The organism is Brevibacterium epidermidis NBRC 14811 (genome assembly GCF_001570805.1).
Lineage (GTDB): Bacteria > Actinomycetota > Actinomycetes > Actinomycetales > Brevibacteriaceae > Brevibacterium > Brevibacterium epidermidis.
The window spans coordinates 433551-456723 of the sequence record NZ_BCSJ01000003.1; the positions used below are offsets into that span (position 1 = coordinate 433551).

18 protein-coding genes are annotated in these 23173 nt (G+C 65.2%); 14 read left to right on the top strand and 4 right to left on the bottom strand.

The features are described 5' to 3' along the window. Positions 1 to 78 precede the first annotated feature (78 nt). From BEP01S_RS03625 to BEP01S_RS03635, 3 genes are all read left to right on the top strand, one after another. Complete coding sequence (locus tag BEP01S_RS03625; protein ID WP_062240613.1) at positions 79 to 1956, top strand: sensor histidine kinase; 1878 nt, start codon at positions 79 to 81, stop codon at positions 1954 to 1956. A 55-nt stretch (positions 1957 to 2011) separates the two neighbouring features. Next, positions 2012 to 2746: a response regulator gene (locus BEP01S_RS03630; RefSeq protein ID WP_062240614.1), complete on the top strand. Its 735-nt coding sequence runs from the start codon at positions 2012 to 2014 to the stop codon at positions 2744 to 2746. A 303-nt stretch (positions 2747 to 3049) separates the two neighbouring features. Then, complete coding sequence (locus BEP01S_RS03635; protein ID WP_062240615.1) at positions 3050 to 4972, top strand: penicillin-binding transpeptidase domain-containing protein; 1923 nt, start codon at positions 3050 to 3052, stop codon at positions 4970 to 4972. Positions 4973 to 5069: 97 nt separating this feature from the next. Here the strand turns inward: BEP01S_RS03635 and BEP01S_RS03640 are convergent, their stop codons facing one another. Then, complete coding sequence (locus tag BEP01S_RS03640) at positions 5070 to 6671, bottom strand: succinic semialdehyde dehydrogenase (RefSeq protein WP_083532499.1); 1602 nt, start codon at positions 6669 to 6671, stop codon at positions 5070 to 5072. Between the two features lie 50 nt (positions 6672 to 6721). Between BEP01S_RS03640 and BEP01S_RS03645 the strand changes: the two genes are divergently transcribed. Then, complete coding sequence (locus BEP01S_RS03645; RefSeq protein ID WP_062240616.1) at positions 6722 to 8014, top strand: amino acid deaminase/aldolase; 1293 nt, start codon at positions 6722 to 6724, stop codon at positions 8012 to 8014. After that, positions 8011 to 9411, top strand: coding sequence for a D-arabinono-1,4-lactone oxidase (locus tag BEP01S_RS03650; RefSeq protein ID WP_244882041.1), 1401 nt, complete (start codon positions 8011 to 8013; stop codon positions 9409 to 9411). The genes BEP01S_RS03645 and BEP01S_RS03650 overlap by 4 nt, the downstream gene beginning before the upstream one ends. Before the next feature lie 123 nt (positions 9412 to 9534). Here the strand turns inward: BEP01S_RS03650 and BEP01S_RS03655 are convergent, their stop codons facing one another. Further along, on the bottom strand, positions 9535 to 10419 hold the full coding sequence (locus BEP01S_RS03655; RefSeq protein ID WP_157070506.1) for an alpha/beta hydrolase family protein: 885 nt from the start codon (positions 10417 to 10419) through the stop codon (positions 9535 to 9537). 202 nt (positions 10420 to 10621) lie between these two features. Between BEP01S_RS03655 and BEP01S_RS03660 the strand changes: the two genes are divergently transcribed. After that, positions 10622 to 11992: an MFS transporter gene (locus tag BEP01S_RS03660; RefSeq protein ID WP_062240618.1), complete on the top strand. Its 1371-nt coding sequence runs from the start codon at positions 10622 to 10624 to the stop codon at positions 11990 to 11992. A gap of 214 nt (positions 11993 to 12206) precedes the next feature. Continuing rightward, positions 12207 to 13022 (top strand): hypothetical protein, encoded by an 816-nt coding sequence (locus BEP01S_RS03665; protein ID WP_062240619.1) that lies wholly within the window; start codon positions 12207 to 12209, stop codon positions 13020 to 13022. 140 nt (positions 13023 to 13162) lie between these two features. On the opposite strand, the gene purB is transcribed toward BEP01S_RS03665, so the two are convergent. Then, positions 13163 to 14596, bottom strand: a complete 1434-nt coding sequence (gene purB, locus BEP01S_RS03670) for an adenylosuccinate lyase (protein ID WP_062240621.1) — start codon at positions 14594 to 14596, stop codon at positions 13163 to 13165. Here purB and BEP01S_RS16750 point away from each other — a divergent pair. From BEP01S_RS16750 to BEP01S_RS03700, 7 genes are all read left to right on the top strand, one after another. Beyond that, the gene (locus BEP01S_RS16750; protein WP_157070507.1) at positions 14595 to 14759 is read left to right on the top strand and encodes a hypothetical protein; all 165 of its coding nucleotides are present in this window, start codon (positions 14595 to 14597) and stop codon (positions 14757 to 14759) included. The two genes, purB and BEP01S_RS16750, sit on opposite strands and share 2 nt — an antisense overlap. An 87-nt stretch (positions 14760 to 14846) precedes the next feature. After that, entirely contained in the window at positions 14847 to 15092 is a 246-nt protein-coding gene (locus BEP01S_RS03675; protein ID WP_062240622.1) for a hypothetical protein, read from the top strand. Beyond that, positions 15089 to 15895, top strand: a complete 807-nt coding sequence (locus BEP01S_RS03680; protein WP_062240624.1) for a hypothetical protein — start codon at positions 15089 to 15091, stop codon at positions 15893 to 15895. The genes BEP01S_RS03675 and BEP01S_RS03680 overlap by 4 nt, the downstream gene beginning before the upstream one ends. Before the next feature lie 93 nt (positions 15896 to 15988). Beyond that, the gene (locus BEP01S_RS03685) at positions 15989 to 17506 is read left to right on the top strand and encodes a hypothetical protein (protein WP_062240626.1); all 1518 of its coding nucleotides are present in this window, start codon (positions 15989 to 15991) and stop codon (positions 17504 to 17506) included. A gap of 466 nt (positions 17507 to 17972) precedes the next feature. Next, positions 17973 to 19127, top strand: coding sequence for a pyruvate dehydrogenase (acetyl-transferring) E1 component subunit alpha (gene pdhA, locus BEP01S_RS03690; RefSeq protein ID WP_062240629.1), 1155 nt, complete (start codon positions 17973 to 17975; stop codon positions 19125 to 19127). Further along, the gene (locus BEP01S_RS03695) at positions 19127 to 20104 is read left to right on the top strand and encodes an alpha-ketoacid dehydrogenase subunit beta (protein ID WP_039211925.1); all 978 of its coding nucleotides are present in this window, start codon (positions 19127 to 19129) and stop codon (positions 20102 to 20104) included. The genes pdhA and BEP01S_RS03695 overlap by 1 nt, the downstream gene beginning before the upstream one ends. An 18-nt stretch (positions 20105 to 20122) precedes the next feature. After that, positions 20123 to 21499 (top strand): dihydrolipoamide acetyltransferase family protein, encoded by a 1377-nt coding sequence (locus BEP01S_RS03700; RefSeq protein WP_062240635.1) that lies wholly within the window; start codon positions 20123 to 20125, stop codon positions 21497 to 21499. 178 nt (positions 21500 to 21677) lie between these two features. Here the strand turns inward: BEP01S_RS03700 and BEP01S_RS03705 are convergent, their stop codons facing one another. After that, on the bottom strand, positions 21678 to 22637 hold the full coding sequence (locus BEP01S_RS03705) for a hypothetical protein (RefSeq protein ID WP_062240637.1): 960 nt from the start codon (positions 22635 to 22637) through the stop codon (positions 21678 to 21680). Between the last annotated feature and the right edge of the window lie 536 nt (positions 22638 to 23173).

The following is a 23173-nucleotide window of genomic DNA, read 5'->3' on the forward strand; positions in this document are numbered from 1 at the left end:
CAGGCAGGCTGACTCGGCGCTCTGACCCCGCCGGGTGAACCGGCAGAGGGCGCTCGACCGGGTGGCACAATGGTTTCCATGCCGAAGAAGAAGCGTTCCGTACTGTCGAAGGGGCCCGCCGGACCGGTGGGCCGCCTGAGTCGGTGGGTCCGTCTCAGCGCGGCCGGGCGGATCATGTTCGCGAACTCGATCATGCTCGTGGGCATCATGGTGCTCACGACGAGTCTGCTCTACCTCCAGCTCTCCCAGCTGAACACGAAACGCGAACAGGACCTGCTGCGGTCGGCCGCGGACAACATCTCGATGTCGCTCGGCCTCGTCGGCACCGGTGAGGTCGGCCAAGACGACTACCTCGACACCGAATCCCGCGACGATGTCCAGACGCTGCTCAACAACGTCATCAGCCAATACGGCTTCGACATCGCCGCGGTCGTGCCCATCGACTTCCTGCTCACCCCGCCGACCCTGGGCTCTCCCGGACGCCAGCAGGCGCTGGAAGCGAAGACCGCCTCGGCGGATTCCGGGAAGATCCCCGAGGACTCCATCGATCAGCTGGCCCAGGCCGTCGACGGACAGGCCCTGCAGGAGGGCAAGTCGACGGTGCGCTTCATCAACGACGGAGGCCCGGCCGACGGCACCATGTACGTCGTCACCCCGGTCTACGCCGAACACGTCGGCGTCGACGGAATGAGGTCCGACACGGTCGTCGGCGCCGTCATCGTCGGCAGCTCCGCCGATTCGGTCCGCGAGGGATTCATGGCACAGGGCAAATGGCTCATCGGCATCGCCGTGCTCACCCTCATCCTCGGCATCGGCTCGTCGTGGGTGACATCGCGAGGCCTGCGCCGGGTCACCGGCGACTACGGCGCCGACGAGCTGCGCAGCATGCTCGACTTCTACTCCTCCGTGCTCACGGCGGTCTCCGAAGGTCTGCTGCTCGTCGACCGAGCCCGCGGGATCGTGCTCATCAACACCGAGGCCCGGGAACTGCTGGGCATGCCTCCCGCCGGTGACGACGCGGACCCGGGCCCCACCTCGGCGGAGGAGATGCCGCTGCGCGAACTCGACCTGCCCGAGGCGCTGCACGATCTGCTCGCGTCCGGCCGGTGGGCCCGCGACGAGATCCACTACACCGACGACCGCGTCCTCGTCGTCAATCAGCAGCCCACCGAGGCGGCCAGCGATACGTGGGTCGTGACCATGCGCGATCACACGGAGCTGGCCGAACTCTCCGGCGAGCTCGTCTCCGTGCGGTCCTTCTCCGATTCCCTGCGCGCGCAGACCCACGAATACGCGAACCGGCTGCACATGGTCGTGTCCCTGCTCGAGACCGGGCACGTCGACGAGGCCATCGACTTCGCGGCCAAGGACATCGACGATCTCAACCGGGTCAACGGGGACGGGTCGATGACCTTCGACCACCCCGTCCTCTCGGCCCTGCTGCTGTCCAAGATCTCCCAAGCCGCCGAGGCGGGCATCGAGATGACGGTGGACACCGCGGACCTCACGGGCAACCTCGGCGGAGATGATCGCGACCTCGCCACGATCCTCGGCAACCTCGTCGACAATGCCTTCGACGCTCTGAGCAGGCAGGATGTTCTGTCCGAAGACAAGAGGGTCCATGTCGAGCTCTCCGGTTCCGGCGGTCCCGGCGGATTCATGATCGAAGTCAGCGACGACGGTCCGGGCATCGATGAGGAGTACCTCGACGCGATCTTCGAACGCGGCTGGTCGACGAAGCACGACGGCGTCGAGACCGACCAGGGGCAGGGACGTCAGCAGACGGGGACCCGCGGAGTCGGGTTGTCCCTGGTCGTGCAGGCGGTCCGCCGCCTCGGGGGAGCCGTCGACGTGCAGGGCCGTGGAGAGGACTGCGACCGATTCAAGGGCGCAGTGCTCACGGTGTGGCTGCCCGACCCCGGTAGTGCAGGCCAAGTCGAACACCACTCGATGTAACGGGACTGCAACACGATCCAGGGCGCTGTCAAAGCGGTGAAGATAGACTGGCGGCATGTCGGACACAACTACGCCTGAATCGAGCATCGGTGTGCTCGTCGTCGAGGACGAGGTGGTCGCCGCCCGTGCTCACGCGAAGTACATCGACCGCATCGAGGGCTATCACGTCGCGGGAGTGGCGAAGAACGCCACCCAGGCGATGGCTGCTGTCACGGGGCAGATCTACGGCCTCGACCCCTCCGGCATCCACCTCGTCCTCCTCGATATGAACCTGCCCGACGGGCACGGACTCCAGGTCTGCCGTGCCATCCGCGGTCAGCGCGTCGACGTCGACATCATCGCCGTCACCGCGGCCCGCGACATGCAGATCGTGCAGGAGGCTCTGTCCTATGGGGTCGCCCAGTACATCATCAAGCCCTTCACCTTCCCCGTATTCAAATCCAAACTCGAGGCATATTCGTCCTTCCGCAACCGCCTCGGCGGGGATTCGAACGACGGCGAGGTCACCCAGACCGAGGTCGACAAGGCGATCTCGGCTCTGCGCACCCACACCGTGGCAGCGACTGCGAAGGGCGTGCCCGATGCGGTCCAGGCCGAGGTGAAGAAGCTGCTCAACGAGAACCCGGGTCAGTCCGCTGCCGAGTTGGCCGAAGGCCTCGGCGTCTCCCGAGTCACCGCTCGTCGCTATCTCGAATCCATGGCCGACGCCGGCATGCTCGAGCGGCGTCCCCGGTACGGTTCGGCCGGACGTCCCGTCCTCGAATACACCGTCGTCCCCGACGCAGGCTGACTATTCCGCGGATTCTGCACCGCTAGGTGGGCGAAATGGTCACGCTAGGTGGGCTAAATGGTCACGAAAAACCGTGGTCGGCGTGACCATTCTGACCACCTAGTGGGTCCGGATGGCAGGAATACGTGACCGTGACCGATGCCCTGGGCATTGTTGGGTCGATCCACGGCGTTCTGAGCGCCGAAACCGCCGTGGATCGACCTAACAATCGGTCATGGACCGACGTGGCGGCGGGCTCTGCGTGCCCACCCGACCTGCCGCATGGCAATGGACATTGCGGAATCCCCGGTAGAGGATGGTTCCATGTCGAAGAAGTCCCGGGTCTGGCTGGCCGTCTCACTCGTTATCGTGCTGCTCGCCGGAGCCGGGGTCTTCGCCCTCTTCCGGCTTCCGATGACGAAGTCCTCCGCCGCCGAGGCGGCCGCTCACGACCTCGCCGAAGAGCAGCTGAGCTCGGACATCTGGCATGAGAAGGACCTCGCCCAAGGGCTGTTCGACCGGGTCACGAAGTCGTTGGGCAAGAGGGTCGACCTGCGGTCGGTCACCGTTGACGACATCACCGAGGCCGATGGCCGCACCGTGGCCACACTCGACTGGACCTGGGCGAACAACGACGGAGAGTCCTGGGAATACAGTTCCCAGCTGCCGTTGGAGAAGAGCGGACTCTTCTGGTGGGCGGATCTCACGGAGAAGGCCATCCACCCGAAGCTCGGCAAGGGCGGCAGCTTCGCACTGCGCGCGAATCCAGGCGGACGCGGGAAGATCCTCGGTGCCGATGACGAAGTGCTCATGGAGGATGGGAAGGTCATCGATATCGGCATCCACCCGAACCGGCTCGAACCCGACACCATCGGCAAGCTCGTCAAGGGGCTCAATGACGGCGTCGACTCCCTCGACCTCGACGCCGATGACCTCGAGAAGTCGGTCGATGACGCCGAGGACAATCAACTCGTCCCCGTCGTGACCCTGCGCGAAGACGACTACAAAGAGGTCAAGGGCGCCATCCACGATCTGCCGGGAATCCTCTTCACCGAGGATACCCAGACCCTGACACGCTCCCGCGGGTTCGCCCAGGCCACACTCGGTTCGGCCGGACCCGCCAGCGCCGATGACATCGAGAAGTCCAAGGGCGAGATCATCGCCGGTGACATCGTCGGGCGCACCGGACTGCAGAAGACCTTCAACTCCCGCCTCGCAGGTCCCGGCAGCGTCGAAGTCTTCGCCAAGGGCGATGCGACCGACGACAAGGGTGGGAAGACGAAGCTGACGAGCCTGCACGCCTTCGAATCGAAGGACGGCGAGGATCTCGAGACCACCCTCGACGTCGACATCCAGGCCGCCGCGGACAAGGCGGCGGCGACCGCGAAGAAACCCGCTGCTGTCGTCGCGATCCGCCCCAGCGACGGCCATGTTCTCGCCGTGGCCAACCACGACCCGGGAGGAGCGGCCTGGGACCGAGCACTGAGCGGCCAGTACGCTCCCGGCTCGGTGTTCAAGATCGCCTCGGGGCTGGCGCTGCTCGACGCCGGGGTGAGTCCCGATGACGACATCGACTGCCCGAAGACCGTGAACGTCGGCGGCAAGAGCTTCAAGAACGCCGAAGACGAAGTGCTCGGCAACGTCAGCTTCGCCGAGGACTTCGCACACTCCTGCAACACCGCCTTCGTCTCCTCCGGCGAAAAGGTCTCAGGCAGCGAGTTGGCCGATGCTGCCGCCCAGCTCGGCATGCTCGGCGACGCCTCGGCCATCGGCGCGAAGATGGCCTCGGTGCCGGCCGACGATGACGAGGTCACCCATGCCGCGCAGATGATCGGTCAGGGCAAGGTGCAGTCGAGCCCGCTGGCCGTGGCGACGATGACCGCCTCGGTCGAGGTGGGGGAGACGATCACCCCGCAGCTCGTCCTCGGAGATGCGGTCGAGGAGGCGGAGAACGACGACGGCAGCGACTCCCCGACGCTCGACGCGGACGCGGCGAAGGAGGTCTCCGAGATGATGCGCAAGGTCGTCACCGAGGGAACCGCCACCGATCTCGAAGATGTTCCCGGCGATCCCGTCCACGGCAAGACCGGAACGGCCGAATACGGCGACGAGACCCCGCCGCGCACTCACTCATGGTTCGCCGGATTCCAGGGAGACCTGGCAGTGGCCGTCCTCGTCGAGGACGGCGGATTCGGCGCCGAGGCGGCCGTCCCGGTGGCGCACGACTTCCTCGACGCGGTCAACTGATCACCACCGAGGCGGCTCCGTCGGGCGGAGCGGCAACCGCAGCTGACCTGCGGCCGCCGCCTCCCGACGGGGACGCGCCCCCTGCTTCATGCGCGGATTATTTCATGCGCAGCGACCGCATCACCTGAAGCGCACCGGACATGGCCTTCGCGAACGTCTTCTGGTCGAGAGGCCCAGCCGGCGCGATCGGGTGGAGGCGCTGCTCCGCGATCGTGTGCGAGTGCATGAACTGGTGGAGGCCCTCGGGGCCGTGCCGGTGGCCCATGCCCGAGGCCTTGACTCCGCCGGCCGGAGCGTCGATGGATCCCCAGCTGGCCGGGTAGACCTCGTTGACGTTGACCATTCCGGATTCGACCTGACGCGCGATCTCACGCCCGTGGGAGCGAGAGTACACGGAGGCCGCGAGTCCGTAGTCGCTGTCATTGGCCGCAGCGATCGCCGCGGCGTCGGACGGGACCGAATAGACGGAGACGACGGGACCGAACGTCTCCTCGCGATGCAGCTCGGCTGACGCGGGAACATCCGTGAGAACTGTCGGAGCGTAGAAATAGGGACCGAGATCGGGCACTGGGTGTCCGCCGGCAAGGACCGTGGCGCCGACGCTGCGGGCCTGTTCGACATGGTTGGTGATCGTCTCGAGCTGTTTCGGTCCCGCCAGGGTGCCCATGTCCGGGCCGTACTCGAATTCGGCGCTGAGGCGGTAGGCGCGGGCCGCCTCGGCGAAATGGGCGCAGAAGGTCTCATAGAGGTCCTCGTGGACGTAGATGCGCTCGATGGAGATGCACAGCTGCCCGGCCGAGGAGAACGATCCGCGCACGGCACCTTCGACGGCCTTCTCCAGGTCCGCGTCGGCGGCCACGATCAGGGGATTCTTTCCCCCGAGCTCGAGTGCGGTCGGGAGCAGACGCTGCCCCGTCTCGGCGGCGATCGACCGTCCCGCGGCCGTCGACCCGGTGAATGAGATTCCGTCGGCACCGGCCATGAGCGCAGGCCCGACCTCGGACGACGGGCCGGGCACGAGCTGCCAGACCTCGGCGGGCAGGCCGGCGGCGATCGCCAGCCTGCGCATGAACACCGAGGTCAGCGTCGTCGTCGAATCGGGTTTGTGGACGACGGCGTTGCCGGCGGTCAGGGCCGCGAACAGGTCGGTCGCTCCCAGGGTGAGCGGGTAGTTCCATGGGGTGATGAACCCGACCACTCCCAGCGGAGTGTGCGTGATCTCGGTGCGGGTGAGCACGGGGATGGCTCCGCGTCGACGTTCGGGCCGCAGATAGCGGGCGGCCATCACCCCGTAGTGGCGGAGCACGTTGTAGGTATCGAGGATCTCGTCATAGGCGTGGATGCGGGCCTTGCCGGTCTCGTACTGGATGATGTCGAGGAGCAGATCCTCATTGCGGACCAGCGCGGAATGCAGACGGGTGAGCACCTTCGCTCGGTGCTGAACCGATTGGGCGGCCCACGACTCGCCGGCGATGCGGGCCGTGGCGTAGGCGGCTTCGATGTCGGCAGGAGTGTTCCGAGTGAACCGGTCGACCTCTCGGCCGGTGAACGGTTCGACGCCGCGCATCACCTCGCCCGAACCGGAGGCATCCGCGTACGGATCGGTGTCGAGGAAGTCCCGCAGCGCCGCGGTGACATGCGAGGATGCGGTCCCGGCGGTGCCTGCTTCGGAGACGTGGGCGGTGGTGTCTGTGGTCATCGGCTTCCTAATCCATGTGACGTAGGTCATCGCAGGCTAGACTACCCAATATGGTGTCGAGTGGTCTCCGGGGTGCGCTGAAAGGAACCTGTGCACCCACCGCCGTCCTCGATCTCGACGCCTTCGACGCCAACCTCGACGCCCTGGCCGAACGCTCTCGCGGACTGCCGATCCGGCTGGCCACGAAGTCCCTGCGCGTGCCCGCCGCCATCGACCGGGCGCTCGCCCATCCCGCCTATTCCGGTGTGCTCGCGTATTCCGTCCCCGAGGCACTGTTCCTCCACGCCCGCGGCATCCGCGATATCGTCATCGGCTATCCCAGCCTCGACCGTCCCGCCCTGGCGCGGATGATCGCCGAGGCGGATGCGCTCTCGAACATCACCGTGATGATCGATTCCGTGGACCACCTCGACATCATTGACGACGTCCGGAGATCCCTCGCCGAGGCGGGGCCGGGCTCCGCCCCGGAAGTGACCGTTCCGGACGGCACTGTCCCGGACGTGACCGCTCCGGGGGAGGACGCGACGAACCTCGCCGAGGCGGGAGCCGCCTCGGTGCGGGTGTGCGTCGACGTCGATTCCTCGTTTCGGCCGGTTGAATCCTGGTTGGGCGATCGCGTCCACATCGGGGCCAGGCGCTCGCCGATCCGGGATGCCCGATCAGCCGTCGCCTTGGCCCGGCAGGTGGCGGCTCGTCCCGGTTTCGACCTCGTGGGGATGATGTTCTACGAAGGCCAGATCGCGGGCACCGCCGACGCCGGACGAACGGTCAGGCAGGCGATCGTGCGGGCCATGCAGAAGGCCTCGATCGCCGAACTCGCCGAACGACGAGCCGCCGTCATCGCCGCGGTCCGTGAGATCGCCGACCTCGAATTCGTCAACGGCGGGGGAACCGGCTCGTTCGAGTCCAGTTCCGTCGAAGGCACACTGACCGAACTCGCCGCCGGATCCGGCCTCTTCTCTCCGGGACTCTTCGACGGCTACACGCATTTCCGGCACCGTCCGGCCGCGTACTTCGTGTCTCCCGTTGTGCGCAGACCCGGTCCCGGTTGGGTGACTGTCTTCAAAGGCGGGTTCATCGCCTCCGGAGTCCCCGCTCCAGACCGTCTGCCGACGATCGCATGGCCGCCGGGCCTCGAGTATTCCGGTCTCGAAGGCCCCGGAGAGGTGCAGACTCCGCTGACCGGGCCGGGCACGGACGCGCTGCGCATCGGCGATCTCGTGTGGTTCCGGCATGCCAAGGCCGGGGAGCTGGCCGAACATTTCAATGACTTCCAGGTCGTGTCCCAGGACCGCATCGGCGCTGTCTGGACCACCTATCGAGGAGAGGGACTCTTTCTGTGAGAGAAGTGCAGTCAGGGCGCGGCGAACGGGCCGGACGCGGTGCGAAAAGCGGCTCGGCGAAGGGCCGGCACGCGTTTCGGAACTGGGCCGGGCACGTCCACGCGCATCCGCACACGTTCTCCAGTCCCGCCTCGGCGGAGGAATTATCGGAAATCGTCACAGCCGCTGCGGCGGCGGGGGACCGGCTGCGGGTCGTCGGGGCCGGACATTCCTTCACCCCCGTGGCCGCCGGCGATGACGTCATGGTCAGCCTCGACGGTCTGTCGGGAATCATCGCCGTCGATGAGGCGCGCAAGCGGGTGCGCTTTGCCGCCGGCACTCGGCTGCGGGACATTCCCGGGCTGCTCGAACCCGTCGGCCTGGCCCTGGAGAATCAGGGAGACGTCAACCCGCAGGCCCTGGCCGGTGCGATCTCGACGAGCACGCACGGCACCGGGATCGGGTTCACGGGGTTCGCCGGGACCGTCACCGGACTGAGCCTGATGGGCCCCGACGGTGCGGTGCGCGAACTCTCGGCCGAGGCGGAATCGGAGGTCTTCGACCTCGCGCGGGTCAGCCTCGGCGTCCTCGGTGTCATCACCGAGGTCGAGCTCCAGTGCGTGCCGGTATTCGACCTCATCGCCGAGGAGAGGGTGGCCGGATTCGGTGAGCTCCTCGACGGGCTGGCCGAGCGGATTCGCGGGGCCGACCATTTCGAGTTCTACTGGTTCCCGCACACCGATTCGGTGCTGACGAAGACGAACACCCGGGTGGAGCCCGGGCAGGCCGGGCCGGGCCGCCTCGCCGAGGCGGGGGTGCGCAACCGTTGGCTCAACCTCCTCGACAAAGAGGTGGTGGAGAACGGAGCGCTGCGGTTGGCCGTCGAGCTCGGGGCGAAGGTTCCGGCCGTGGTGCCCTCGATCAATCGCATCGCCCAGTCGGTCGTGGCTGATCGGACCTACCGGGCTCCGGGCCACGATGTGTTCGTCACCCCACGGCGGGTGCGGTTCAACGAGATGGAATACGCGCTGCCCTTCGGGTCCGGACCTGAAGCGATTCGGGAGATCCGTGACGTCATCGAGGCCAAGGGGTGGACGATCTCCTTCCCTCTCGAGGTCCGGTGTGCCGCCGCCGACGATGTGCCGCTGTCGACGGCATCGGGGCGGGAGACGATGTACATCGCCGTCCACCGCTTCATCAAGGAGGACTTCGCCGAGTACTTCCGCGTCGTCGAGGAGATTCTGTGCCGGCACGGCGGCCGACCGCACTGGGGCAAGATCCACACTCGTACCGCCGCTGACCTGCACGAGCTCTATCCGCGATTCGCGGACTTCTGCGATCTGCGGGCTCGACTGGATCCGGAGGCCATGTTCGGCAATCGCTTCACCGACTCGCTGTTCGGCGTCGCCCGCGGCTGAGGTCGTTCGACGTCATCCGCTGCTGAGGGGCGGTCAGTTGACAGGTGGTCGCAAACGGATACTGGCGGTCGAGAAGTGGTCGCAAACGGATACTTCTGGGCGCGGAGAACCTCCGGTAGTGACCTAGTCTTCGGCTGCTCGCGCGTCGAGCCAGTCGAGGATCTCCGGCCAGGCGGCCTCGGCGGTCGATCTGCGCATGAGGCCGTGATGTCCGATGCTCTTCACTCCGAGCTCCTCCGGGGCGAAGGTGCGACGAGTCACCGGGGCCAGTCGCAGCCGGTCGGTGATCGCATCGATGAACGCCTGCGTCGCCCAAGGATCGTCTGAGGTGCCGATGGCGAGCACAGGTGTGCGCAGTCGGGAGGCTCGTGCCTCGGCGTCGAAGCTCGGGTCGTCGAAGAAGAAGTGCGGACGGCGCAGCCAGTTCGTCCATTCATAGAGAGCGGCAGCGGGGATGTCTACGCCGAGGCCCACTCGGCTGCCGGGCATATACCCCAATACCCGAGTGGCCACCCTGGCGAAGACACCGAGCCCGAATTCCACCCGGAATCGCTCACTGCGGGGTGCGATCTTGCGGGCCGACACCATTGCAGTGGCGATGGTGGCGATTCCGGACACCCGTTCACCGCCGTGCCCCAGGAGCAGGGCGTGCCCGCCGACGCTGTGGCCCAGTGCTGTATGCGGCAGATCAGGGAACTTCTCCTCGGCCCACGTGCCCACGGCCGCCACATCTTCGGCGATCCAATCGCGCATGCGGATGTGCCGATGGGCGCGAGCTGCCGTCCGATCGCCCACACCGCGGTAGCCGTAGGTGATCACGGCGAACCCTCTCGCGGCAGCCACCTCGGCGAAGGAGAAGTAGAAGCGTTCCGGAGTCGCGGTGGCCGGGTGGATCGTCAGCACTGCGTGCGGGACGACCGCGGGGAGGAAGAGATGTCCCTCGAGTTCGCTGGAACCGTATCGGCTCTGCACCGGAATGCGCACGTCCTGCTGGAGAAGTGAGTCCATATCCTTCAGGGTAGTCACCGCGGCGCCAGGATGCTACTGGTCGGTAATGTCTTTCTCGCTGCCGGCGTCCGTACCGGCATAGTCCGCATCGTCCTCATTGCGATCCTCCGCATCAATCAGCTGGATCCTCCGGCGCAATCTCTGCATCACACAGCAGTTCTCGGCGGGATTCCATGTCGGAGCGTGCTGGTACGCTCGGGTCATGACCGCGTCGGATCGGAACCATCCCGCATCACCCACCCAGGCAACAAGCCGAGAGCGGGAGAGAGGCCGGCGCAGGTCGATGTTCGTCGCGGCCTTCGGCACCGTCGTCGAGTGGTACGACTTCTCGATCTTCTTCTACGTCGCCACGACCCTGACCAAGGAGTTCTTCGGCGACCAGACCGATTCTCTGCTCCTGACCCTCGGGGTCGGTGCGGCGGGATTCCTCTTCCGGCCGTTGGGCGCGATGGTCTTCGGCCACCTCGGCGATCGGATCGGGCGGCGATCGACGCTCATCATCTCCGCCGTCCTCATGGCGATCTCGATGCTTGGAATCGCGGTGATCCCGAACTATGACACGATCGGCATCTGGGCGGGCGTCCTCATGGTGGCCCTGCGCTGCCTGTCCGGATTCTCCGTCGGTGCGGAATACACCGGAATCATGGTCTTCCTCATGGAGTCGGCGGGCCCGGGACGCCGCGGCCTGGCCGCGAGTTGGGCCGCGGCCAACAGCGAGGTCGGTGCCCTCCTGGCGGTGGGATCCGGTGCGCTGCTGGCGAATACGCTCAGTCCCGAAGCGATGGATTCCTGGGGCTGGCGGCTGCTGTTCGTCCTCGGTGCAGTGCTCGCCATCCTCATGGTTCCGCTGCGGTCGATGATGGAGGAGACGGAGACCTTCAAGCGGCTGCAGAAAGCGGAGAAGGAGAAGAAGGACGTCGGACTCGAGCGCTCCCCGCTCATCACCGCGATCCTCGAGCAGCCGCGGGCGATCCTCGTCGCTTTCCTCATCTCCTCGATCGGCTCGGTCAGCTACTTCCTCAACATCACCTATGTGCCCACCTACATCGAGGAGGTGGCGAAGGTCCCGAACTCCGGTTCCCTGGCTCTGGGTACGGTTGCGGCCGTCGTCGCCATCGTCGTCACCCCGTTCTTCGGCCTCGCCTCGGACAAATTCGGCCGCAAACCTGCCCTGGCGGTGCTCATGGCCGTCTTCGTGTTCACGATCATTCCCGCCTACGCTCTGCTGGGCGGCAGCTCCTCAGGCGGGGCGGTCTTCGGTGTTGCGTTCCTCGCGATTCCCGCGGCCGGGTGGAGCGCGGTGGCCGCCGCCATGGTGCCCGAGCAATTCACCGGCACGAGCCGCTTCTCCGGTATGGCGATCGGCTACAACATCGCCACCGTCCTCTTCGGCGGGCTGTCGCCGCTCATCGCCACGGCACTCATGTCGTCGACGGGCATCACGCTGGCGCCGGCGATCTACGCCACCGTCGTCATCGTCGTCGCCGGAGTTCCGACCCTCATCCTCGCCCGCAGCATGGGCAAGAAGACCCTCGCCGAGGTGGACGAGGACAAGCACCTCGTGTCCGTCTGAGGGACGTTCGCGCTGAGGTTGCGCGGGATCCGCTCACAGTGGCACGGAGCTCCGGCGACAGCGGCTTTCCAGGGGCTGCGGCGGATCGGTGACAGACGTTGCCGTTCTGCCACACGATGCGCGCATCTCGAGCGTGCCGGGCTCATAGATTGGTTTCAGAACACGCATTCGGGCGACCTGCTCCCGGGTGTGAGAGACCGATCAAGGAGTCATCATGAAACGCATGAAGCGCGCCACCTTCACCGCCGCGGCCCTGCTCAGCTGCACCCTCACCTTCTCGGGCTGCTCGCTCATCAGCCAGGTCGTCCAGCCCGAACAGGACCAGACCGGCGAGCAGACGAACGCCGACGGTCAGGACCAGGGCAACCAGGACCAGAACGGTCAGGATCAGGGCGACCAGAATGGTCAGGAGCAGAGCGGCCAGGACCAGGGCGACCAGAGCGGCCAGGACCAAGCCAACGGTCAGGACTCGAGTTCCGATCAGTCGGCATCGAACTCCTCGAATTCTTCGTCATCGTCGACTTCATCCGCCGACGGGTCCACAGGCTCGGACTCGGGAGCGTCGTCCGGCAGCCAGGGCCAGGTCAGCATCGGCGAAAGCTTCGAAGATCCGGAGATGCAGGACAAGATCGAGGTGCTCTCGGCGGTGCGGAACTTCGACTCGTCCAAGAAGGCCTCGTCGATCGAACTCGGCGGCGAAGTCGTCCTCCTCGAAGTCAAGGTCACCCCGGGACAGAAATACAGCGGACTCATCCAATCCGGAGCCTTGAAGATCTCAGAGGACGGTGGAACGAACTTCCGCTACGACCAGACCGACGGCCTCGAATCCGAGATGAGGGCCGCCGGATTCGAGCCCTGGGAAGATATCAATCGCCGCGACGGCGGAACGCACCAGGGCTGGCTCGCCTATGTTCCGAATGAGAAGCAGGACACCTACACGATCCGCTACGAACGCGGACCCGGCAAGGTGATGGGAACCGACGAGAAGGTCCCGGAGTTCACGAAGACCTTCGACATCCCCGCTCTCTGACTCTCGAGGCCCAACCGCGCGACCCGCGGCTGCGGCACGTGAGTTCTGCGGCCAGGCGGCGTCGGCTGATCAGCGACATACGCATCGCGGCCGGTCTCCGAATTCGGAGACCGGCCGCGATGCGTCGTCAGCGTCTTGGATTAGCCTTCGCTGAATGCCTTCCAGTCAGACACCTCGGACTCGGCGAGCTGAGCGGCCACACCGGTGTAGGTGGCAGGCGTCAGAGCCTTGAGCAGTTCGGCACGCTCCTCGGGCAGGCCGAGGCCGTCGACGAACGTCTGCAGATCGGCCTGGTTGATGCGCTTGCCGCGAGTGAGTTCCTTGAGCGTTTCGTACGGGTTGTCCATGCCCGGCACGCCTTGCAGCCCGGCGGCACGCATGACCGACTGGACTGCTTCGCCGAGGACCTCCCAGTTGCCGTCGAGGTCGGCGGCCAGAGCATCCTCGTTGATCGCGAGGGCGCCGAGGCCCTTGACCAGGTTGTTGAGCGCGAGCACGGAGTGGCCGTAGGCGACGCCGATATTGCGCTGCGAGGTCGAGTCGGTGAGGTCGCGCTGCATCCGCGAGGTGACCAGTGTCGAGCCGAGGGAATCAAGCAGGGCACAGGAGAGTTCGAGGTTCGCTTCGGCATTCTCGAACCGGATCGGGTTGACCTTGTGCGGCATCGTCGACGAACCGGTCGCACCGGCGACGGGGATCTGCTTGAAGTAGTTCATCGAGATGTAGGTCCACATGTCAGTGGCCAGGTTGTGTGCGATCCGGTTGAACCGAGCGACGTCGGCGAACAGCTCGGCATTCCAGTCGTGGGACTCGATCTGTGTGGTCAGAGAGTTGAAGCTCAGCCCGAGACGGTCTTCGACGAAGGTGCGGGCGATCTGCGGCCAATCGGCTCCCGGCACGGCTGCCAGGTGAGCCGAATAGGTGCCGGTGGCACCGTTGATCTTGCCGAGGAACTCGGTCGCGGCGATGCGTTCGTACTGGCGACGCAGGCGGTGGACGAAGACCGCGAGTTCCTTGCCCATCGTCGTCGGAGTGGCCGGCTGACCGTGAGTGTGGGCGAGCATCGGAACTTCGGCCAGCTCCGCGGCGGACTCGGCGAGAGCGTCGATGAGGGCCTTCGCTCGCGGCAGCCACACCTGTTCGGTGGCACCCTTGATTCCCAGCGCCCAGGAGAGGTTGTTGATGTCTTCGGACGTGCAGCAGAAGTGGACGAGCTCGCCGAGATCCTCGGCGCCGATCTTCACTAGGGCTTCTTTGATTGTGTATTCGACGGCCTTGACGTCATGGACGGTCACGGCTTCATGAGCGGCCAGCGTGGCGATGGTGTCGGCATCGAAGTCGGCAGCGAAGGCACGCAGTCCGTCGACCTCATCGGGAGTCAGGGTGCGAACGCCCTCGATCACCGAGTTCTGGGCGAGGTGGATGAACCACTCGATCTCCACCGTGATGCGATTGCGGTTGAGAGCCGCCTCGGAGAGGTGATCGACGAGGTCAGCGGTGTCTTTGCGGTAGCGACCATCAAGCGGTCCGAGTGCGATGGCGGGCGAGATTTCGGCAAGGGAAACAGTCGGCATGTCCTCATTTTCTCATGAGCGGCGAATCGGGGCGGCACCAGTCCGCGCCTACCGGCCGGTACGCGCGGGAGACGTGGGGGACTTAGGCATGGCCGCCTGTGGATTCGGCGGTGACTTCGACATCAGCGCCCTGTGGATGCTCGAGGCTCTTCCCCAGCCCTGAAATCGAGGGTTCCGCTCCCGCCCCGAGCCCTCCTACGGTCGAGTGATTCGGGCACGGATGCCGAGAAGCAGGCAGGAGGGCTGAGGCATGATCACTGACGAGTTGGAGCGCAATCGCGAGCAGTGGAGACGGCGAGCGGAGGTGCTGCACTCCTTGGCGCAGATCTGCCGCCAGATCGACGGATGGGATTCCCCGGCGGGCAAGCTGCTCGATGACAGGGTTGCCTCGTGTGCGGAATCGATCGACCAGCTGGGTGAACGAGCGGAGAAGCTCGCCGAGGCGTACGACCTCCATCTCCAGGTCGTGTCGGTGGGAGGACGGATCCAACTGTGAACGCCCACCCCGCCGCACGCGAGACGACTGGAATCGACAGCTGGATCGTCGTCGACCTCGATCGGATCATACGACTGCCTGACCGGCTGCGTCGTCTCTGGCCGCCCGACCTGCTCCCTCGCCGGGTCGAACGGAACTCGCAGGTCGCCTCGGCGAAGGTGGGACAGGACAATGCAGTCTCAGAATCGCGCAGGGCTGTCCCGGAATCGGGCAGTGCAGATCCGGAGAAAGTCGCTGCAGCCTCGAGGAGCGCCGCCGCAGCGCCGGAAAAGGGAGAGAACGAGGGAAGCACGGAAAGGGAACTCGATGTCCTCACCGCATGGCTGCGCGGCTTCGCCTCCGAACTCAACCGGGTGAGAACGCGCATCAGCGTCGTCGTGTCCTCGGGAGTCGAAACCGTCCACCTGGCGCTGTGTCTGGGACCAGGCATCGGGCACGCAATCCTCTCCCTGCAGGGGGAGGGGCTTGAAGACTTCGCACAGCACCAACTGCTGCGCCGGATCGAACCGGCACGGATCGGCCAAGTCGTCGAGGATCTCGTCGAACTCGTCGAACAGGACTGTGTGCTCACACTCAGCTGGGCGTCCGGAACAGGAGCCACGGGACTGGAATTCCTCCGCCGAAAGAGCGGCACCTGGTTCCGGCCGGTCATCGAACGCGCCGGCGACTCCGTCACGGTCGATGACGATGTCGCTGCAGGAGATTCAGCGGTGCGAATGCTCTTGAGCGCCGTGCTCACACAGACGCTGACGATAGGGGCCAGAACTGACGGCACGGTCCGAGCTGAAGGCGGCAGCAGCTGACGCGCATTCGGAGCACTCGGCCTCTGGAAGCGGTGGGAACTGGGACATGAAGCAGGCATCGGTGGGGGAGCGGGAAACGAGAGGAGATCCGCGATGATCGATTCGACGACGCGCGGCGGTGGGCGGATCACCGTCGACGAACGCGCCGACGGCAGCGGAGACGCATTGCAGACCGTCATCAGCGACATCGGCGATCTGTCCATCGAAGCCGCTGTCGGAGACTTCGACCTCGCAACCCTGCTCACCCAGGTCCCGGCCCCCGTGACAGCGCTCAACCTCGACGCCTGCCGGCTCCGATTCCACACCCAGCTGGCCGCTTCGGTGCTCGAGCTCGAGGCCACGATGTTCGCCGTTCGGGCCGCAGCCTTCGCCTACCGGCAGGCGGAGAAAGGCCTCAGCGAAGTCTTCGGCGGACTCCTCGATGCTCTCGGCTACGCGACGGGCCGAATCATTGCGATCAGCCTGCCTGTCGTCATTCCCGTCGCGCTCGTCGTCGGTGCCCAGGTGCTTGTGGTCACGAAGATCCTCGACGTCACCGGACTCGACGATGTCATCGCCAAACAGTTCGGCATCGACCTGGGCAAGACGAAAGCGAAAGCGAAGGAAGCGCTGATCTCGTTCGCGTTCGAACAGTCCGACGTCACGGGAGCCGTCATCGAGCACGTGCTGCCGGGTATCGTCGTCGGGTTCCTGGGGCTGCCGCCGTTCGTCCTCAACTCGGAAGGCAACCACGCGTTCTGGCCGCACGACTCGACGTCGATGACGATCTGGGTCCTGGCCGGGGCGAACAAGTTCGGACTGCTGCTGCCTTCTGACGTCGAAGTGTGGAAGGCCAAAGGGCTGACTCCGCCGCACAAGGAGCCGCCGCGTGATGTCGAAGACCTCTTCATCCGCGAAGCGAATTGCCACCGCGGAGCCGATTCTGGTCAGGTCCGCATCGAGGAGATCGTCGGACCCGGTGGAAAGACCCGCTATATCGTCTATGTTCCGGCCACCACCGATTGGTCGCCGAAGTCCGGAGACAATACGACGGACCTGACGACGAACGTGCAGGGGATGGCCGGCAACGACACGGTGATGCGTGAAATGGTGCGCCAGGCAATCGCCGATGCCGGAATCGGAAGCGACGCCGAGGTCATGCTCGTCGGCTATTCGCAGGGAGGAATCACCGCAGGCTCGCTGGCCGCGGACCCGGCGTTCCTCGACGATGTCAACGTCACGGCACTGATGACGGTCGGTGCTCCGGTCTCCGATTTCGCCATCGATTCCGGAATTGACGTGCTCTCGATCGAACACGAACAGGACCTCGTTCCTGATCTCGACGGCAATGAGAACCCGGCGACGAAGAACTGGTCGACGGTCACCGTCGACTACGATCCCGACGAGCTGCGCAAGGTCCCCGAACTTGCGGACAAGACCGATGCCGAGCTCGATGAGATGTTCGCCTCGGCCGGGGCAGCACATTCCTCCGTCGCCTACGCCGCCTCGATCGGACTGCTGCTCAGGGGCGGGAATTCCGGATTCGACCGCTTCACCTCGAAGAACTCGGGATTCTTCAGCGGAGACCTCGCGAAGACGCGTGACTACCAGGGCAAGCGCAAACGCCATTGAACCCAGTCGAACGGAAGCGGCGCTCGCCATCGAAACGAAGGGCCACCTCGGCGGATGGGTGCGGCTCACGGACGTCGAACTCGAGCACACGGAAGTCGGCCACCTCGGCGAGGAATAGACCCCACGGAACCTGCATCCGATCACCCGGAGAAGGGCCGCCTCGGTGCTCGGATGTGCATTGGTCGGACGATGGAGCATCTCTGCTGTGATCGACAATTGTCCACGGAACGCTTTGGAACTCGGCCACATGTGTCGAGCTTGGGCCATAGTCTGTTCCTGACCTGCACTTTTGATACTCGAACCGCATGGAGAGAGTGGCAAGCAGTGAGTGGATTCGGTATTCTTATACCACCTGTGAATCAGATCACTCGAGGGCGAGTTCTCACATCCGAGGGCCTGCCCGACGGACATGGTCCACCACTGGTCACCTCCAGTGAAGATGGACCTCGAACAAAGGAGAACTGAAATGACCTCCAACATTTCAGTGGGAACCGGCGCTGCCCACAGTCAGTCCTCGGAGCCCAGAATGATCCAGATGCTCGCCGAAGACGGAAATCGCGTCGAATCCGGTGAGTACGATTCCTTCGCCGCAGAACTCACCGACGAGGATCTGCGCGGCTTCTACCGGGATATGGTCCTGGTCCGCCGCATCGATGCCGAAGGAGCTGCCCTGCAGCGTCAGGGACAGTTGGGCCTTTGGGCGCCCCTGTTCGGACAGGAAGCAGCCCAGATCGGCATGGGACGCGCCGCTCGCCCCCAAGACTTCGTCTTCCCCACGTACCGCGAGCACGGCCTCGCCTACACCCGCGGTGTCGAACCCGAAACCCTCCTCAGCATCTTCCGTGGTCAGAACCACGGTGGCTGGGATCCGCAGGAGCACCGGTTCCACACCTACACCATCGTCATCGGCTCGCAGGCACTGCACGCCACCGGCTACGCCATGGGCATCTCCATGGACGGCGACGTCGGCACCGGTGACATCGACCGCGACACCGTCTCCATCGCCTGCTTCGGCGACGGCGCGACCTCGCAGGGCGATGTCTCCGAAGCGCTGACCTTCGCCGGAGCCTTCCACGCCCCGGTCCTGTTCTTCTGCCAGAACAACCAGTGGGCCATCTCCGAACCAACCCACGTCCAGACCGCGGCACCTCTGTGCAAGCGCGGCGAAGGATTCGGAGTCCCCGGCATCCGCGTCGACGGCAACGACATCATCGCGATGTACTCCGTCGCCCGCGCCAGCCTCGACTCCGTGCGCGCCGGCCACGGCCCGATGCTCATCGAAGCCTTCACCTACCGTCGCGGCGCCCACACCACGGCCGATGATCCGACGAAGTACCGTGACAAGGCCGAAGAGGAGATCTGGGAGGATCGCGACCCGATCACCCGCCTCAAGGCATACCTGGACAAGCACACCGAGACCAGCGACGAATTCTTCGCCGAGGTGGACGCCGAGGCCGATACCCTGGCTGCCCGCATCCGCCACAACTGCATGACCATGGAGAACCCCGACGGCGTCGAGATGTTCGCCCACGTCACCGCGGAACCCCACTCCCTCGTCGACGAGGAACGTGCCGAATTCCTGGCATACCAGGCCTCGTTCGCCGATGCGGGTGAGGCCTGATGGAGAAACTTCCCCTCTCTAAGGCGATCACCGCCGGAATGCGCAAGGCCATGGAGGACGACCCGAAGGTCGTCCTCATCGGTGAGGACATCGGTAAGCTCGGCGGCGTCTTCCGCGTCACCGAGGGACTGCAGAAGGACTTCGGTCCGCAGCGTGTCATCGATGCCCCGCTGGCCGAGTCCGGCATCGTCGGCACCTCGATCGGCATGGCCATCCGCGGCTACCGTCCCGTCATCGAGATCCAGTTCGACGCATTCATCTTCCCGGCCTACGACCAGATCGTCACCCAGGTGGCGAAGCTGTACAACCGCACGCTGGGCAAGGAGAACATCCCGCTGGTCATCCGCGTGCCCTACGGCGGCGGCATCGGCTCACCCGAGCACCACTCGGAGAGCCCCGAGACCGTGTTCGCCCACCACGCAGGACTGCGGCTCGTCTCCCCGGCGAACGCCCATGACGCGTACTGGATGATCCAGGACGCGATCAAGAGCGCAGACCCGGTGATGTTCTTCGAACCCAAGCGCCGCTACTGGATGCGCGGGGACGTCGACACCTCCGCTCGGGGTGAGCTGGGCATGCACGATGCCCGCGTCGTGTCCGAAGGCACCGACGTCACTCTCGTCGCCTATGGCCCGTTGGTCCCGACCGCGCAGGACGTGGTCACCGCTGCCGCCGAGGAAGGCAAGAGCGTCGAACTCATCGACCTGCGCAGCCTCAACCCGATCGATTTCACGACGATCGAGAAGTCCGTGACGAAGACCGGCCGACTGGTCGTCGCCCACGAGGCTCCGACCTTCCTGGGTCTGGGTTCGGAGATCGCCGCGCGCATCACCGAACGCTGCTTCTTCAACCTCGAAGCCCCGGTCATCCGGGTCGGCGGCTACCACACCCCGTACCCCGGTTCGCGGATGGAAGAGCATTACCTGCCCGACCTCGATCGCATCTTCGATGGTGTCGATCGGGCCCTGTCCTACTGATTTCGAGGAGAGTCAAGAATGTCATTCGAATTTCCTCTTCCCGACGTCGGTGAGGGCCTGACAGAGGCCGACATCGTCGCGTGGAAGGTCGCCCCCGGCGACAACGTCACCGTCAACCAGATCCTCGTCGAGATCGAGACCGCGAAGTCTCTCGTGGAGCTGCCCAGCCCGCAGGCCGGCACCGTCGGTGCGCTTCTGGTCGAGGAGGGTCAGACCATCGAGGTCGGCACCCCGATCATCCGGTTCGGCGGAGATGATTCCAGCGCCGAGGCGGCCCCCGCCTCCGCTGGTGCGCCGGCTTCCGATTCGGCTGAGAAGCCGTCCGACGAGGCCGGTGACGCCGACGGCGGCGCCACTCTCGTCGGGTACGGGGCGAAGGAGACGTCGTCGAAGCGTCGTCCTCGCAAGGGTGCTTCCGTCCCTGCTCCTGCCGCTGCCGCAGCACCGGCAGCCCCTGCAGTTCCGGCAGTTCCGGCCACTCCGGCGCAGCCAGCCTCGGCACCTGCCTCACCGAGCAAGCCGCTGGCGAAGCCGCCTGTGCGGAAGCTTGCGAAGGATCTGGGCGTCGATCTGTCCCAGGTGACTCCGACCGGTACCCGCGGGGACGTCACGCGCGACGATGTGCACGCAGCCGCTAGCCAGGCGACCGCGCCCACGGCGGGTGCGACGGCACCGGCGGCCGCCTCGGCGAGTGATCAGGGAGCGCTCGAAGAGCGGATCCCGTTCAAGGGCGTGACGAAGATGATGGCCAAGGCCATGGTCGATTCGGCATTCACGATGCCGCACGTCACCGAATTCCTCGACGTGGACGTCACCGAGACGATGGCGATGGTCCGCCGGCTGAAGTCGACGAAGTTCCTGGGCGAGGACGTCAAGGTCTCGCCGCTGCTCATCGTCGCCAAGGCCGTGGCCTGGGCCGTTGGGCGCAATCCGCGGATCAACTCGTGCCTCGAGGGCGACGACATCGTCGTGAAGAAATACGTCAACCTCGGCATCGCAGCCGCCACCCCGCGCGGACTGATCGTGCCGAACATCAAGAACGCGCAGGCCATGGGCCTGGGTGAACTGGCACAGGGCATTCAGGATCTCACCGCTCTGGCGCGGTCGGGCAAGACGCCGCCGGCTGACCAAGCCGGTGGCACGATCACGATCACGAACGTCGGTGTCTTCGGAGTCGATGCCGGTACGCCGATCATCAATCCGGGTGAGGCTGCGATCCTCGCGTTCGGGCAGGTCCGGAAGAAGCCGTGGGTGGTGGGCGACGAGATCGTTCCGCGAGAGATCACCACGCTGTCGGTCAGCGCCGATCACCGTGTCGTCGATGGCGAGATCATCTCGAAGTTCCTCGCCGACGTCGGACGGGGCTTGGAGGACCCGACCCTGATGTTGGCTTGAGGTTTCTACTCCGGTATCGGCTCTACGTCGGTACTGGAGCTTGAACGAGGTTTGAACGCCCCGGTTTCGCATAATGCGAGGCCGGGGCGCTCTTCATGTTCCTAGTGCTTGTCGCGGCCTAGTCCGCGCACGCGCGCGGCCCAATCCACATACGTGCAGACCGGCCCGCCAGCTCGATCTACCCGTCGAGGTAGGCGCTGTTGTCCTTGGGGCTGCCGTCCTTGACGAGGCGCTTGGCCAGACAGTGGTTGCGGTCGAGGCCCCACGAGCGGCATTGGTCGAGGGCAGGCTCCGGATCGCTGTAGCCGGTGTCGACGACGGTGACCCAGTAGCTGCCGTCCTTGTAAGAGGCCCAGTCGCCGCTGTGGATGAGGATCGCTCCGGGGTACTTGACCTTGTTGGCCTCGTACTCGTTGAGGATGTCCTGGGCAGACCATGTCTTGCCGTCGGCCTTGAGGCCGACGTTCTTCGCGCTCACCTGAGTCACCCACTGACCTTCGAGGTCAGCGGCTTTCTCGGTACCATCCTTCGTATAGGCGTCGAGCTGCTGCTCCGGGCTCTTTGTCGGCTGGACGAGTTTGTCGGACGGACTGGGAGACGGGCTCGCCGGCTCACTGGAACCGACGTCGACCGGGACGGTTCCCGACGAGGGAGCGAGCCACCGAATGCCGAAGAACGCCACCAGAGCCAGAACCATGATGATGGCGATGATGACGACAGTGATCTTCAGACCATTGCCCGAAGACGATTCGCTGTGGATGGTGGGCGGAAACTGCGGTGGGGGAGGAGTCTGAGGACCGCTCCGTGCCGAGCTGCCGACACCATTGCCGGAAACACCTCCCGCAGACCGCTGAGCCTGCTGAGAATTCGCATACTGAGGAGGGCCGGCAGAATGAGCATCATCGAAAGGCGAATGTCCGGCGGGGGCGAAGACGTTGGCACTGCGAGCTTTCGAGATCGACTGTTCCCCCGTGTGCCGTTCGAGATACTCGTAGTAGGTCGAGTTGTCGAAATCGGCAGACGAACGGTCCGCGCCATTCCCGTACGACGGGGTCTGACCAGCAGATTCACCTGAACCCTTGTGCCAGTCGTCGCTAGTCGCCGGACGAATGCGCGGCCTCTGTGGAATGTCGCTCATCAGCCCTCCTGAATGCCAGATGTGGTGGCAATCATCTACTTACCTTGGCACGAGTCGAGCAGGCGTTCAACAGAACCGCCGACAGGACGCGTTGCCGACGAAAGCCTACTGCGGAAATCAGCGAGTTGGCTTGACCCCAGCTGTGAAAGTCCCTCCGGGCATCGACAGTGGCCGCACGAAACCCTCCGGAAGCGCGGATTCGGTGACGAAGACCCCATCACGGAAACCGAGATGAATTTGCTCTCCGGCCCGCCATCTCAGTAAGATTGATTCTTGTTGTGTCGTAGCAGCCAGGTCACCGATCGATCTGCTAGGACACACATGGTGCTCACCCACCGCTGCACTCCAGCTTCGGCCATCTCTCACAGGCTACGGCTTCAGCGCTGGTGAGACATCTCGCCCGAACGGGCAAACCTGTTTTGGCGTACACAATTTTCACGGTGACAGTCGAGAAAATTTGTTGATGTCTTCCGACATCGGCGCAAGCGAGCGGGGAGAACACTTCGGTGTGATCCCGCAGGAGCTTGTTTCGAGAG